Raw genomic sequence first — 15,511 nt, forward strand, 5'->3', positions numbered from 1 at the left:
TCTTATATAAAGCAGCATAATTTTAATGGTAAAAATCATTTTTCTGATAACTAATTTGTTGCTAGCAACACCACAGCTTCAAGTGTCAAATATATTACCCAAAGCAATTGGAGTTGTGGCTAGGCAGCAAATAAACGAATCCCGATGAGCTTACATCAGTAAGTGATTCAGGTGAGAGCATGAAGCTAACAACACCACAGCTTCAAGTGCGAAGGGTAATAAAAAAAAACCAGCGGGTTTTAACCTGCTGGCTGGTGAAATACACCATTACTCAGAAATTTTTGATACTCAATACCTTTGATACTCAATACAACAGCAGGACTCACTTCACTCAACTGACATCATCTAGAACAATCAATCACAGGGTATGCTCGGTGCGGGCAATAATATCGTCCTGCGCATCTGGCGACAGTGCAGTGAAAAAGGCCGAGTAGCCCGCCACCCTGACCACCAAATCGCGGTAACGATCTGGATGCTGCTTGGCATCGACTAATGTCTCGCGAGAGACAATGTTGTACTGCACGTGCCAGCCCAGAAACTCCTCGAAGAAAGTACGCAACATCATCATCAACTTTTCACGATCGCGAGGGTTATCCAACGTGGACGGATTCAGCTTTTGATTCAGCAACACCCCGCCCAGAATCGAGGCAGTGGGCAGTTTCGACAGTGAGTTAAACACCGCCGTTGGCCCCAAATGGTCAGTGCCAGAGGCCGGACTCGCCCCTTCCGCCAGCGGGCTGTGCGCCTTGCGTCCGTCCGGTGTTGCCATGGTCGCCGCACCAAATGGCACGTTGGCAGAGATGGATGACGTCCCGGCGTAATAGGTGCCACCAATAGGTCCGCGACCAAAACGGGTATTGTGATATTGCTTCAGCTCATCAATGTAGGTCTGATAAGCCCGCACCAGCAGTTGGTCAACATCATCAACGTCATTGCCATATTTCGGGGCTGAATTAATCAGATGCTGACGCAGCTGCTCGCCGTTCAGACCGGCGAAATCATTGGTGAGCGCCGTTGCCAGTTGTTGCTGGCCGATAAGTTGTTGTTCGAACACCAGTTTACGTACCGCAGCCAGACTGTTACCCAGATTGGCGATGCCCACTTGTAAGCCAGAAACCCAGTCGTAACGGGCTCCCCCCTGCTTGATGCTTTTACCGCGCTCAATGCAATCATCCACCAGCGCCGAGCAGACGATATCGTGGGCGTTCTCTTCCAGCACGGTATCCACCACACACTCGATTTCGATGGATTTACGGGTGTAGTAGCGGATCTGCTGATCCCACTGCGCCATCACTTGGGCAAAATCAGTAAAGTTGCCTTGCGACAGCCCCTGTTCTTGCGGCAAGAACACCTGCCCTGATGTGGCATCGCACCCCTGTTCCAGGGCCGCCAACATCACGCGAGCAAAGTTGATAAAACTCATGCCAGTACAGCGATAGCCCCACTTGCCGCCGACGGCAGTTTCAATACAGCCAATCGCTGCATAGTCGTAGGCATCCTGCGGCTCCACGCCCAGCTTAATAAATTCAGGAATAACGATTTCGTCATTATTAAAGGCGGGCATCCCAAAACCGCAGCGAATGACCTGCACACAGGCGTCGAGGAAATCGTCGCTGATCCCCGCATGGTAGCGGACACTGAGGTTTGGCTGGGTGGATTTTAAGCGCCCGCACGACTCCAGCACCGCATAAGAGAGCGGATTAACGGCATCAATGGCCTTACCTTGCACCAGTTTTTGCCCGCCAATAGTGACGTTTTGATAGAGCGGGCTACCCGCCGACGCCTTGGAGTGTGAGCCGGAACGGATTTTGTTCACTTCCAGTAATTTCAGCCAGCAGCTATGCAGCATCTCAATCGCTTGCTCGCGACTCAGGCTATTTTCCAGCTCCACATCACGGCGATACCATGGGTAGAGATACTGGTCGAGGCGACCAAAGGAGACCGAGTGACCATTGGACTCAATTTGCAAAATCAGCTGAATGAAGTAACAGAGCTGCAAAGCTTGCCAGAAGCTCTGTGGCGGTTGATGGGCAATCAGCGCGCAGTTTTCAGCAATAGCCAGCAGCTCAGCACGCCGCCATTCGCGCGTATCCTCCTCCGCCATTTGCTGCGCCACAGCCCCATAGCGCTCAATATGTTCACTCAGCGCCACCAGCGAGATATCAATCGCTTTCAGAAATTGCTCTTTGTGCAAATCACTCCAGTCAGTCAGTTGCAGGCGCTCGCGACGACTGGCGACTTTGCGGCGCAGGCCATCCAAACCTTTCTCCAGCAGCAGTGGGAAGTTAACCGCCAGATGAGCATCACCGGAGGTCATATTGCCTTCTGCTTTGATGATACCGGTCGCCAGTAGCGCTTTTTGTTCGTCGGTAAACATACCGTAGCAGCGATCCTGCACAGTTTGGCCGCGCCACCATGGGCACAACTGATGCAATACCACTTTGTCTGCTTCACTGACCGAGAAACCTGCGCCGGGGCGATCAGCCAGCTCATCAATTTCACTTTCAATCCAACCGACTGTGTATTCAGGGAAAATCGGTGCCGCTCGCAGTTGGCTGGCCTGATTGCCGATAATCAGCTCATCATTTTTGATCCACAGGGTGCGCTGCTGTAAATGGTGAGCTAGCGCCAGTGCACGGCGAACCGGCAAGGGTTTATCCTGATGCTGCTGATAAGCCTCGGTATAATGCACCGCCCGCTCGGTACACACCGGCGGTTTGACAATGTGGATCAGGGCGTTTTTATGCTGTTTTGTCCGTTCGCTTAAGGTTACCAAATCGAGTGTGGTCATTGCGTCATCCTCGTAAAATTGCGGTCAGGCCCTTGTCACGGGCATAACTTTCCGCGAAGGCCAGCAGGTCAGGGGCGTCCAAAGGGCTATTTGCGGCCCGATAGGCCTCACCCAGCAACGAATATTTATTGATACCCAGCGTGTGGTAAGGCAAAAAATGGATCTCTTTCACCCCAATCTCATCAGCGGCAAAATCGACGATCCCTTGCACCGAGTGGCAGTCCGCATTGAAATCGGGGATCAACGGCACCCGCACGGTAATAGGGGTGCCTGCGGCGGCTAACTTGCGGAAATTATCCATCACCCGCCAGGCCGAACCGCCGGTCCACTGCTGAAAACGGCGCTCATCGGTATGCTTGAGGTCCGCCAGCATCAAATCCAGCCACGGCAAAGCAGGGGCGATATAGCGCCACGGCGTGTGTAAGCAAGATTCAACCGCGGTATGAATGCCCAGTTGATGGCAGCGCTGCAAGAGTTCAGCGGCCACCTCAGGCTGCATAAAAGGCTCGCCACCGGACAAGGTCACCCCGCCGCCGCTGCGCCGATAAAATGGCAAGTCGCGCAGCAAAGTTTCCATCGTGGCGTCGAGATCAATCGGGCGGCCGCACACAGTCAGCGCACCACTGGGGCAACGAATGGTCAGCGCCTGAATATCCTCTGCCGTCAATAATTGACGCTGAATCACCAGTTGATCATCAATACGCTGGATCGCCTGCGGACAGCTCTGGTGGCACAAATCACAGCCAGCCAGGCAAACGCGCAGGTCAAATAACACTTCAGGTTTAGGTGAACGGCTCTCTGGGTTTTGGCACCAGCGGCAGCTCAGCGAACAGCCTTTGAGGAATACCACACTACGAATGCCGGGACCGTCATGAGTGGAATAGCGCTGTACATTAAAAATCATCTTATCCCTCCCATCAGCAGTGACTGCATCGGCATCGCGGTGATAACCCGCTTTCCATGGCAACCAGTATCTGCGTAATATAGGGAAAGAAAAATTGATGAAATTTGCCGTGGAGTTCCTCTTTTATGTCCGCCTCACGTTTGCAACAGCAGTTTATTCGCCTCTGGCAACGGTTTAATGGCCAGCCAACGGAAACCACCTTACAGGAGCTGGCCGACGTGCTCTGCTGTTCACGTCGTCATGTCCGATCCTTGCTGGGCAGTATGCAGCACGAGGGCTGGCTGAGTTGGCAAGCGGAAGCGGGCCGTGGTAAGCGCTCACAATTGACCTTCCTCTACTCCGGGCTGGCACTGCAACAGCAGCGGGCCGATGAGTTGCTGGAGCAGGATAATATTGATCAGCTGGTGCAGTTGGTGGGGGATAAAAAAGCAGTACGTCAAATGCTGCTATCCCAGTTGGGGCGCAGTTTCCGCCAGGGTAAACATATTTTGCGCGTGCTCTATTATCGCCCGCTCCCCAATCTACTCCCTGGCACCGCCCTGCGCCGCTCAGAAACCCACATGGTTCGGCAGATTTTTAATGGCCTGACGCGAATAAATGAGGAAAACGGGGAACTCGAACCGGACTTATCTCACCACTGGCAAGCCATCAGCCCACTGCATTGGCGCTTTTATTTGCGCCCGGCCATCCATTTTCATCATGGCCGTGAACTGGAGATGGAGGATGTCATTACCAGCCTGACCCGCCTGATCCCACAACCGCTGTTCTCGCATATCACGGCGGTGCGCTCGCCGACCCCCTATGTCATTGACGTGCATCTCAGTAGCCCGGACCACTGGTTACCCTGGTTGTTGGGCAGTGTACACGCCATGATTTTGCCGCAGGAGTGGGAGAGTCAGCCCGACTTCCCGCGCCACCCTATCGGCACTGGCCCTTACTCAGTGATGCGTAATCATCGTAGCCAATTGAAAATTCAGGCGTTTGATAACTATTTTGGTTTCCGCGCGTTGATTGATGAAGTGAATATCTGGGTGTTGCCGGAGCTGTCCGAGGAGTTGGTCTACTCCGGCGTGCAATTGCAGGCGGACGACACCAGTAAAAATGAGCTGGAGAGTCGGCTGGAAGAGGGCTGCTACTTTTTACTGTTTGACCAGCGCTCCTCCCAGACCAGTCATCCCGAGATCCGCCGCTGGCTCTGTGAGTTGATCACCCCCGTCGCCCTACTCAGCCATGCAGATCCTTTTTACCAGCGCTACTGGTCACCGGCTTACGGCATGTTGCCGCGCTGGCACCACAACCGGCTGACCACACTGGAGCCGAAGCCGGAAGGGTTGAGCGAACTGACACTCACCTTTTACAGCGAGCACTCCGAATTTGATGCCATCGGCCAGACACTGACCACGCTGCTAGCCGCCCATGGCGTCAAGCTAGTGATTCAGACCGTGGATTATGTCAGTTGGTATCAAGGCGACGCGCAGAGCGACATCTGGCTCGGCAGTGCCAACTTCTACCTGCCGCTGGAGTTCTCTCTGTTTGCCACCCTGTATGAGCTACCGCTGCTGCAACACTGCCTCGACGACGAACTGCATCACGACGTGGGATCATGGCGCAATAATAGCCTGCCGATGGCGGACTGGAGCCAACGATTAGTCAGCCAAAATCAATTCCACCCGCTGTTCCATCACTGGCTAGAATTATATGGGCAGCACAGTATGCGCGGCGTGCGCATGAACACCCTCGGATGGTTTGACTTCAAATCAGCCTGGTTTACCCCACCTGAGGTATAAACACCCTTTCACCCGCCCGAATTAATCACTACAATAGCGCCGTCTCAACGGGGTGCTAACTGGCAGTAAAACCGCCAGTTAGCTGAGAGCAAACCCGTCGAACCTGATCCGGTTAACACCGGCGGAGGGATTTGAGAAAAATAACGTATTATCATCACGATAGCGACGTTATTGACCGCCTCAGATACCTTTGCCACCTTTATTCTTAAGGAGTGCAAAGTGTTTAAATGCATGATTTCCTGCTTATTTTTGCTGTCTGCTGCCGCTGTTGCTGCCGATAAGCCCACCCTGACGGTTTACACCTATGACTCCTTTGCTGCCGACTGGGGGCCAGGACCAGCGATTAAAAAAGCCTTTGAAGCCGAATGTGATTGTCAGCTTAAATTTGTGGCGCTGGAAGATGGCGTTTCACTGCTGAACCGTCTGCGGATGGAGGGTAAAAATAGCCAGGCTGATGTCATTTTAGGCTTAGATAACAATCTGGTACAGGCGGCGGAGCAAACCGGTTTATTCGCGCCAAGTCAGGTGGATACCAGCATACTGACACTGCCTGAGCCGTGGCAGAACAAAACCTTTGTCCCTTACGACTACGGCTACTTTGCCTTTGTGTATGACAAAAACAAACTGAAAAACCCACCGAAGAGCCTGCAAGAGTTGGTCAGCAGCAAAGCGCCGTGGAAGGTTATCTATCAAGATCCCCGCACCAGTACACCGGGCCTTGGCTTAATGCTGTGGATGCAAAAAGTGTATGGCGATAAAGCCCCACAGGCGTGGCAAGAGCTGGCGAAAAAAACCGTCACAGTCACCAAAGGCTGGAGCGAAGCTTACGGTCTGTTCCTGAAAGGGGAAGGGGATCTGGTGCTAAGCTACACCACTTCGCCGGCTTACCATCTGATTGAAGAGCAGAAAAGCAACTACGCCGCCGCCGATTTCAGCGAAGGCCACTACCTGCAAGTGGAAGTCGCGGGTCAAGTGGCGTCCAGCAAACAGCCGGAGCTGGCACAGCGTTTTATGAAATTTATCATCACCCCTGCCTTCCAAAATCATATTCCCACTGGCAACTGGATGTATCCGGTGATCAAAATGGATCTTCCGGCAGGGTTTGAAACACTCAACGTGCCGCAAAAAGCATTGCAGTTTGATGCCAAAGAGGTAGCCGATAACCGTGGTAAATGGATTCAGGCATGGCAATCCGCCGTCAGCCGCTAATTCCGCCATGGTTGTGGCCGGGGCTGCTTGCCGCCGCGCTGATAGTAGGTGTCGCCTTATTGGCGTTCACCGCTATCTGGCGACATGCACCTGCGGCAGACTGGCAAAGTATCTGGCATGACAGCTATCTGTGGCATGTGATCCGCTTTACCTTCTGGCAGGCGTTTCTCTCGGCGCTGCTGTCGGTCACACCCGCCATTTTTCTAGCCCGCGCCCTGTATCGCCGCCGCTTTCCTGGCCGTCAACTGATGCTGCGTTTATGCGCCATGACACTGGTGCTGCCAGTGCTGGTGGCGCTGTTCGGGATCCTGACGGTCTATGGCCGCCAGGGCTGGCTGGCTGGGCTGTTTAGCTGGCTGGGGATGAATTACCGCTTCTCGCCCTATGGTTTACAGGGCATTTTGCTGGCGCATATTTTCTTTAATATGCCGCTGGCAACCCGCTTGTTGCTGCAATCACTGGAGAGCATTGCCGTAGAGCAGCGCCAGCTCGCCGCGCAGTTGGGTATGAATGGCTGGCAGCATCTCCGTTGGGTCGAGTGGCCCTATCTGCGCCGCCAAATTCTGCCCACTGCCGCGCTGATTTTTATGCTCTGTTTTGCCAGCTTCGCCACTGTGCTGTCACTGGGCGGCGGGCCACAAGCCACCACTATAGAGTTGGCGATTTATCAGGCGCTTAGCTACGACTATGATCTCGGGCGCGCCGCACTATTGGCGCTAATCCAACTGGGCTGCTGCCTGGGATTGGTGGTGCTGAGCCAGCGGCTAAACTCGGTGCTGGCGGTGGGGAGTACTCACGGGCAGATGTGGCGCAGCCAGCAAGATAGCTATTGGTCGCGCATCAGCGATACTTTGCTGATTGGTGCGGCTTTGCTATTGATGGTTCCCCCTTTGCTCGCGGTCGTCATTGATGGCAGCAATCAAACGATACTCACCGTGTTGCAGCAACCGCCGCTCTGGCAAGCCTTCTTTACCTCATTCACCATCGCCATTGGGGCCGGATTGCTGTGTGTCACCCTGACCATGATGCTGTTGTGGAGCAGCCGTGAGCTGAAACTGCGTCAGCAGATGGCTTACGGGCAAGCACTGGAAGTGAGCGGCATGGTGATCCTGGCGATGCCGGGTATCGTGCTGGCGACCGGCTTCTTTCTGCTGCTAAACGACACGCTGGGCTTGCCACAATCCCCTTACGCGCTGGTGATCCTGACCAATGCGCTGATGGCGGTGCCCTATGCCTTGAAAGTGCTGGATAACCCGATGCGTGATCTGGCCGAGCGCTATACGCCGCTCTGCTTATCGCTGGATATCCGCGGCTGGCACCGGTTGCGCCATATTGAGCTAAGCGCCCTAAAGCGCCCATTGGCGCAAGCGCTGGCCTTTGCCAGTGTGCTCTCCATCGGCGATTTTGGCGTGGTGGCGCTATTTGGTAATGAGCACTTCCGCACCCTGCCATTTTATCTCTATCAGCAGATAGGCTCTTACCGCAGCAACGATGGCGCAGTGACCGCCCTGCTGCTGTTGCTGCTCTGCTTCCTGCTGTTTACTCTGATTGAACGACTGCCGAGCCGCCATGCTAAAGCTTGAGAAAATAACCTATCTGTACGACCACTTACCGATGCGCTTTGATTTGCGCATTCAGCCCGGCGAGCGGGTGTCGATCCTTGGCCCGAGTGGCGCAGGTAAAAGCACCCTGCTGAGTCTGATCGCCGGTTTCTTAGCGCCAGCCAGTGGTCGTATGTTGCTGAATAATCAGGATCACACCACCACAGTACCCGCCCAAAGACCGGTATCGATGCTATTTCAGGAGAATAATCTGTTCTCGCACCTCAATGTAGAGCAGAACATCGGGCTGGGGTTGCATCCGGGGCTGAAACTCAACCAACAGCAAAAACAGTTACTCAGCCAGATTGCCCAGCAAGTGGGATTGGAGTCGTGCCTCGACCGCCTGCCCGCGCAACTCTCCGGCGGTCAACGCCAGCGGGCAGCACTCGCGCGCTGTCTGGTGCGCAGTCAGCCAATCCTACTGTTGGATGAACCCTTTTCTGCGCTGGACCCCGCATTGCGCAATGAAATGCTGCAACTGGTCGATCAGGTGTGCCACCAGCGCCAACTGACGCTGCTGATGGTGTCACACAATCTCGATGATGCCGCGCGCATCGCCGACCGCACCTTACTCGTGGTTGATGGCCGCATTTACTATGACGGTCAGACTCAAGCACTGGTCAGCGGCAGTGCGCCAGAAGCTAGTGTGCTAGGCATTACGCTATCCGACCAAGACTTTCCATAACAGATGGCGATAAATCGGCATCATCGGCTGCATATGCAGCCAGACAAAACTGGCGATCGCGAGTGCAATCGCCAGCAGCGTCAGCCAGCGCAGTCGGGCAAGGGGTAGCCACTTGCTCAGGCGATCTGGGCTACGTTTATCAAAACGCCACCAGCGCCATGATAACCAGCAGGCCAGCCAAATCAGCAGCACCACTGCCACTAACAGAGACTTAAACATAAAGCTGTTGGCGCTCGGCGGGATATCAATGGCAACACCGGCCAGTATGCCAGGGAAGAAGTAGACCGGCGGCCAGGTGAGGCAACCAATCACATTGGGTAGCGCGAATTTTGCTGGCGGCAGATTCAGCATCCCCGCCACCATTGGCACGATAGGCCGGGCCGGGCCGATAAAGCGCCCCAGCAGAACCGTGGCCATGCTGTGGTTGTGCAGCGCATGTTCGGTTTTCGCCAGCATCGATTTATGTTTTTTCAGGAAAGACCAGCGGTGCAGCGGCGCTTTGAAACGGCGACCAATAAAGTACGAGAGCCAATCCCCGGTCAGACAACCGACTGTTGCTGCGGCCCAGGCCCAATAAAAATCCATCTCTCCGCTGCCAATCAGCGCCCCCACGGTGGTCATCATGATAGTCCCTGGCAGTAGCATTCCCACCAGCGCTAAAGATTCGAGAAAAGTCACGAACATGACGACAAATAGCGCGAAAGCCAGAGATTGTGTCAGTAAATGTAATACGTAGGCTTCCATAAGTTTGTCCGTTGGTTAACAACCCTGTTTCAGGCGCGGGGGAATTGTCCGGCCCATTGAGAAATGAGTCAATGGCGAATCATCATTGAAATAGACAATCACTGTATAAATACCCATACTAAGAGAGCTTAAGCCCCAGGCGTTATTGTTGCAGCCAGTTTGGATGCGGACAGCGCGCAGAAACCGGAGCGTACACAGAGTACGTGAGGATTTCGAGCACTGCCCAAATTCAAAATGGCAAATAAAATAGCCTGTACATAATTTAAATAGTTTCTCTTACTAAAGGTAGCAGTGTGGGGCACACCCGTCAGGGCTTCCTGCTCACTCGCCACTGGCGTGACACGCAGGCAAGCACCGAAGTTGAATTCTGGCTAGCCACCGATGAAGGGCCGCAGCACGTTAGACTGCCGCCTCAGCCATCGGTCGCCTTTATCCCGGCCGAACAACGGCAACGGGTTGAAACCCTGCTGCGTGATGAACGCCGTTGGCAACTGCGCCCTCTTGAGCTGACCGATTTCCACCAACGCCCAGTCCTGGGGCTGTATTGCACCCAGCATCGCCAGTTAATCCGCTTGGAAAAACTGCTCAGGGAAAGTGGCGTGAATGTTTATGAAGGTGACATTCGCCCGCCCGAACGTTTTCTGATGGAGCGCTTTATTACCGCGCCAGTCTGGTTCAGCGGGGATGACAACAGCAACGGCCCGCTGCTCAATACCCAAATGAAACCGGCAGATGAGTATCGCCCCGTGCTAAAACTGCTGTCGCTGGATATCGAAACCAGCGAACACGGCGAGCTTTATTGCATTGGTTTAGAAGGTTGCGGTCAGCGGCAGGTTTACATGTTGGGGCCGCCCAATGGCGATGATGCGAAGAGTGCCGCACTGGATTTCAATCTGGAATATGTCGCCAGCCGCCCGCTGTTGCTGGAGAAACTGAACCAATGGCTGGAGCAGTATGATCCCGATGCCATTATTGGCTGGAATCTGGTGCAGTTTGATCTGCGCGTGCTACAAAAACACGCGGATCGCTATCAGATCCCACTGCGTTTTGGCCGTGGCGGTAGCCTGCTGGAGTGGCGCGAGCACGGCTTTAAGCAGGGGCACTTTTTTGCCTCGGCGGCCGGACGGCTGATTATCGATGGCATCGAGGCGCTGAAATCGGCGACCTGGAACTTTCCCTCCTTCAGTCTGGAATCTGTCTCGCAAACCTTGCTGGGAGAAGGGAAAGCCAGTGATAACCCCTATCAACGCATGGATGAGATCAATCATCGCTTTGCCAATGATAAGCCAGCACTGGCCCGCTATAATCTGAAAGATTGTGAGCTGGTGACGCGGATTTTTGCCAAAACCGAGCTGCTGAGCTTCCTGCTTGAGCGCGCAACCGTCACTGGGCTGGCGGCGGATCGCAGCGGCGGTTCAGTCGCGGCCTTTACCCACCTTTATCTGCCACGGATGCACCGTATCGGTTATGTGGCCCCCAATTTAGGTGAGCTACCAGAAGAGCACAGCCCCGGCGGTTTTGTGATGGATTCTCAGCCCGGTTTGTATGATTCGGTGCTGGTGCTCGACTATAAAAGCCTCTATCCCTCGATTATCCGCACCTTTCTCATTGATCCGGTCGGGTTAGTCGCGGGTATGCAGCAGCCTGATGATGAGCACTCGGTTCCGGGCTTTCGCGGGGCCTGGTTCTCCCGCGAGAAACACTGCCTGCCGGCGATTGTTAACCAGATTTGGCAGGGAAGAGAAGCAGCAAAACGTCAGCAAAATAAGCCGTTATCCCAAGCATTGAAGATCATTATGAACGCCTTTTATGGCGTGCTTGGCTCCAGCGGTTGCCGCTTCTTCGACCCAAGATTAGCCTCCTCGATCACCCTGCGCGGCCATGAGATCATGCGCCAAACCCGCGAATTGATTGAAGCACAGGGCTATCAGGTGATTTATGGCGATACCGACTCAACCTTTGTCTGGCTGAAAAATGCCCATAGCGAAGCTCAGGCAGCGCGCATCGGCAAAGAACTGGTTCAGCACGTCAATCAATGGTGGCAAAACCATATCCAGCAAATTTATAACTTACCCTGCGCACTGGAGCTGGAGTTTGAAACCCACTATCGGCGCTTTTTGATGCCCACCATCCGCGGCGCGGAGCAAGGCAGCAAAAAACGCTATGCCGGGCTGATATCAACACCCACCGGCGATCAGATGGTGTACAAGGGGCTGGAGACAGTTCGCACCGATTGGACCCCGCTGGCGCAGCAATTCCAGCGCGAGTTATATCTGCGGATTTTCCAGCGGCAGCCCTATCAGGACTATGTGCGCGATTACGTGGCGCGCACCCTGAATGGCGAACTGGATGAGCAGTTGATCTACCGCAAACGCCTGCGTCGGCGGCTCGACGACTATCAGCGCAATGTGCCGCCGCACGCCAGAGCAGCACGGCTGGCGGATGAGTTTAACCGCAAGCAGGGCCGCCCATTGCAATATCAAAATGGCGGCTGGATAAGTTACGTCATGACCACCGCTGGCCCCGAGCCACTGGAGACGCGCCAATCCCCCATCGATTACGATCACTATTTGACCCGCCAGCTACAACCGGTGGCTGACGCTATACTTCCTTTTATGCACGATGACTTCACCACGCTGATAACCGGGCAACTGGGGCTATTTTAATCGTAATTCAGCTGTTTTACAGGTGACGCAGCGCTCGCCTTCCATTACCATAGCGCCCTTGCCAAAATTCGCATCAATCACACTGACAAACACTTTTCTACTCAATAACTGTCCAACAAAAAAATCGAGCCGATAATTTATGCCTTTTACACTTGGTCAACGCTGGATCAGCGACACAGAAAGCGAACTTGGATTGGGTACTGTCGTTGCCATCGACGTACGCATGATCACCTTACTGTTCCCCGCAACCGGTGAAAACCGCCTTTACGCCAGAAATGACTCGCCGATCACCCGTGTCATGTTCAATCCGGGCGATACCATCACTCACCACGAAGGCTGGCAGCTGAAAGTGGAAGAGGTGACACACGAAAACGGGCTAATTACCTATATCGGCACCCGTCTGGATACAGAAGAGACCGGCGTCTCAATGCGTGAAGTGTTGCTCGATAGCAAACTGACTTTCAGCAAACCACAAGATCGGTTGTTTGCCGGTCAAATCGACCGCATGGATCGTTTTGCCCTGCGTTTTCGCGCCCGTAAGTATCAAAGTGAGCAGTTCCGCTTGCCATGGAGCGGCCTGCGTGGCGTCCGTGCCAGCCTGATCCCACACCAACTACATATCGCTTATGAAGTGGGACAGCGCCATGCACCGCGCGTATTACTGGCCGATGAAGTGGGCTTGGGTAAAACCATCGAAGCTGGGATGATTATCAACCAGCAACTGCTGGCGGGCCGTGCTGAGCGTGTACTGATTGTGGTGCCAGAAAGCCTGCAACATCAGTGGTTAGTTGAGATGTTGCGCCGCTTTAATCTGCGCTTCTCGCTGTTTGATGACAGCCGCTACTCCGAAGCCTTGCAAGACAGCACCAATCCGTTTGAAACCGAGCAAATGGTGATCTGTTCACTGGATTTTGTGCGCCGTAATAAGCAGCGTTTGGAGCAGTTGGCAGACGCCGCTTGGGATCTACTGGTGGTGGATGAAGCGCACCATCTGGCGTGGAGCGAAGAGGCGCCGAGCCGCGAATATCAGGTTATTGAACAGTTGGCTGAAAATATCCCCGGCGTCTTACTGTTGACCGCAACACCAGAGCAATTGGGCCAGCAGAGCCACTTTGCTCGCTTGCGTTTGCTCGATCCTGATCGCTTCCATGACTACGAAGAGTTCATCAATGAGCAGCAGAAATATCGCCCGATTGCCGATGCCGTGACACTGCTGCTGGGTGGTGAGCGCTTAGCCGACGATAAGCTAAATCTGTTGGGCGAACTGATGGCTGAGCAAGATATTGAACCGCTGCTGAAAGCCGCCAATAGCCAAAGTGAAGACAGCGAAGCCGCCCGTAAAGAGTTGGTGACCATGCTGATGGACAGACACGGCACCAGCCGGATCTTGTTCCGTAACACCCGTAACGGGGTGAAGGGCTTCCCGCATCGCGTATTGCATCAGATTAAGCTGCCGCTGCCGACTCAGTACCAAACGGCGATTAAAGTGTCGGGCATCATGGGTGCCAAAAAAACCCTGGAAGCGCGCGCCAAAGACATGCTGTATCCGGAGCAAATCTATCAGGAGTTTGAAGGCGAAAATGCCACCTGGTGGAACTTCGACCCTCGGGTTGAGTGGCTGCTCAACTATCTGATTGCTAATCGTGGTGAGAAAGTGCTGGTTATCTGCGCGCAAGCCGCCACGGCATTGCAGCTCGAACAAGTGCTGCGTGAACGCGAAGCTATCCGTGCGGCCGTGTTCCATGAAGGTTTATCGCTGATTGAACGCGACCGTGCCGCCGCCTACTTCGCCTCTGAAGAGGATGGCGCGCAGGTGTTACTCTGCTCTGAAATCGGTTCGGAAGGGCGTAACTTCCAGTTCGCCTGCCAGTTGGTGATGTTTGACCTGCCGTTCAACCCAGATTTACTGGAACAGCGTATTGGCCGTCTGGACCGTATCGGCCAGAACCGCGAAATCCAAATCATGGTGCCCTATTTGGAAAATACCGCCCAGGCGGTGCTGGTACGCTGGTATCACGAAGGTTTGGATGCTTTCGAGCACACCTGCCCAACCGGCCGCACCATCTATGATACCGGTTATCAAACACTGATTGGTTATCTGGCAACCCCGAATGAGCAGGAAGGGCTGGATGAGTTTATCCACACCTGCCGCCAGCAGCATGAAGAGCTGAAACTTCAGTTGGAACAAGGCCGCGACCGCCTATTGGAGATGCACTCTAACGGCGGCGAACATGGGCAGGAGTTGGCGCAGATTATTGAGGATCAAGATAATGACGTGAATTTAGTCAGTTTCGCTCTTAACTTGTTCGATATTGTTGGGATCAACCAAGAAGATCGCAGCGATAACCTGATCGTACTGACGCCATCGGACCACATGCTGGTGCCGGACTTCCCTGGGCTGCCGCAAGATGGCTGCACCGTCACCTTTGATCGCGAACAGGCACTGTCGCGGGAAGATGCCCAGTTTGTCAGTTGGGAGCATCCAATCATCCGCAATGGTTTGGATCTGATCCTGTCTGGCGACACCGGCAGCTGCGCAGTTTCTTTGTTGAAAAACAAAGCATTGCCTGTTGGCACTTTGCTCGCTGAATTGGTTTATGTGGTCGAAGCGCAAGCGCCAAAACATCTGCAATTGACCCGTTTCTTGCCACCGACTCCGGTGCGGATGCTGATGGATCGTAACGGCACCAATCTGGCGGCACAGGTTGAATTTGAAACCTTTAACCGCCAGTTGAATGCGGTTAATCGTCATACCTCCAGCAAGTTGGTCAATGCGGTGCAGCAAGAGGTTCACACCATGTTGCAGCAGGCGGAGGCGCTAGTTGCGGAGCAAGCACAGCTGTTGATTGATGCCGCTAAGCACGAAGCTGATGATAAGTTAAGTGCTGAACTGGCGCGTTTGGAAGCCCTAAAAGCGGTTAACCCAAATATTCGTGATGATGAGCTGGAAGCACTGGAACATAACCGTAAATTGGTACTGGAAAGTCTCAATCAAGCGGGCTGGCGTTTAGATGCTATCCGCCTGGTGGTCGTCACTCACCAGTAATCTCAAGGGTGAAAACTGAGGCAGGATGCTCAGTTTTCACCCCGCCTTAGCCACCTTACTTTCTGTATTCACATCCCC

At 54.1% G+C, this 15,511-nt stretch carries 9 protein-coding genes and 1 riboswitch; of the genes, 6 read left to right on the plus strand and 3 right to left on the minus strand.

Annotation, left to right across the window (positions count from 1 at the left end):
• Nucleotides 1-358: 358 nt before the first annotated feature.
• Nucleotides 359-2,791 carry a formate C-acetyltransferase/glycerol dehydratase family glycyl radical enzyme gene (locus AACW11_RS17445; RefSeq protein ID WP_212584943.1) on the minus strand — a complete coding sequence of 811 codons (2,433 nt, stop codon included), beginning with the start codon at nucleotides 2,789-2,791 and terminating at the stop codon, nucleotides 359-361.
• Nucleotides 2,792-2,795: 4 nt separating this feature from the next.
• The gene (locus AACW11_RS17450) at nucleotides 2,796-3,695 is read right to left on the minus strand and encodes a glycyl-radical enzyme activating protein (RefSeq protein ID WP_212584944.1); all 900 of its coding nucleotides are present in this window, start codon (nucleotides 3,693-3,695) and stop codon (nucleotides 2,796-2,798) included.
• Between the two features lie 125 nt (nucleotides 3,696-3,820).
• Here AACW11_RS17450 and sgrR point away from each other — a divergent pair, with 125 nt between their 5' ends.
• The 4 genes from sgrR (at nucleotide 3,821) to thiQ (ending at nucleotide 8,977) form a co-directional block, all read left to right on the plus strand.
• Nucleotides 3,821-5,482, plus strand: coding sequence for an HTH-type transcriptional regulator SgrR (sgrR, locus tag AACW11_RS17455; protein WP_212584945.1), 1,662 nt, complete (start codon nucleotides 3,821-3,823; stop codon nucleotides 5,480-5,482).
• A 38-nt stretch (nucleotides 5,483-5,520) separates the two neighbouring features.
• A riboswitch (TPP riboswitch) is annotated at nucleotides 5,521-5,630 on the plus strand.
• A gap of 71 nt (nucleotides 5,631-5,701) precedes the next feature.
• On the plus strand, nucleotides 5,702-6,691 hold the full coding sequence (gene thiB, locus AACW11_RS17460) for a thiamine ABC transporter substrate binding subunit (RefSeq protein ID WP_212584946.1): 990 nt from the start codon (nucleotides 5,702-5,704) through the stop codon (nucleotides 6,689-6,691).
• Nucleotides 6,667-8,274 (plus strand): thiamine/thiamine pyrophosphate ABC transporter permease ThiP, encoded by a 1,608-nt coding sequence (thiP, locus tag AACW11_RS17465; protein ID WP_212584947.1) that lies wholly within the window; start codon nucleotides 6,667-6,669, stop codon nucleotides 8,272-8,274. Before thiB ends, thiP begins: the two co-directional genes overlap by 25 nt.
• Nucleotides 8,261-8,977, plus strand: coding sequence for a thiamine ABC transporter ATP-binding protein ThiQ (gene thiQ, locus AACW11_RS17470; protein ID WP_212584948.1), 717 nt, complete (start codon nucleotides 8,261-8,263; stop codon nucleotides 8,975-8,977). The genes thiP and thiQ overlap by 14 nt, the downstream gene beginning before the upstream one ends.
• Here thiQ and AACW11_RS17475 read toward each other — a convergent pair.
• The gene (locus AACW11_RS17475) at nucleotides 8,954-9,721 is read right to left on the minus strand and encodes a DedA family protein (protein WP_212584949.1); all 768 of its coding nucleotides are present in this window, start codon (nucleotides 9,719-9,721) and stop codon (nucleotides 8,954-8,956) included. The genes thiQ and AACW11_RS17475 overlap by 24 nt on opposite strands.
• A gap of 293 nt (nucleotides 9,722-10,014) precedes the next feature.
• Between AACW11_RS17475 and AACW11_RS17480 the strand changes: the two genes are divergently transcribed.
• Entirely contained in the window at nucleotides 10,015-12,387 is a 2,373-nt protein-coding gene (locus AACW11_RS17480; RefSeq protein ID WP_212584950.1) for a DNA polymerase II, read from the plus strand.
• 139 nt (nucleotides 12,388-12,526) lie between these two features.
• A complete protein-coding gene (rapA, locus tag AACW11_RS17485; protein ID WP_212584951.1) occupies nucleotides 12,527-15,433 on the plus strand; it encodes an RNA polymerase-associated protein RapA in 2,907 nt (968 codons plus the stop codon).
• Nucleotides 15,434-15,511: the final 78 nt, after the last annotated feature.

The organism is Yersinia sp. Marseille-Q3913 (genome assembly GCF_963892745.1).
Classification (GTDB): Bacteria; Pseudomonadota; Gammaproteobacteria; order Enterobacterales; family Enterobacteriaceae; genus Yersinia; species Yersinia bercovieri.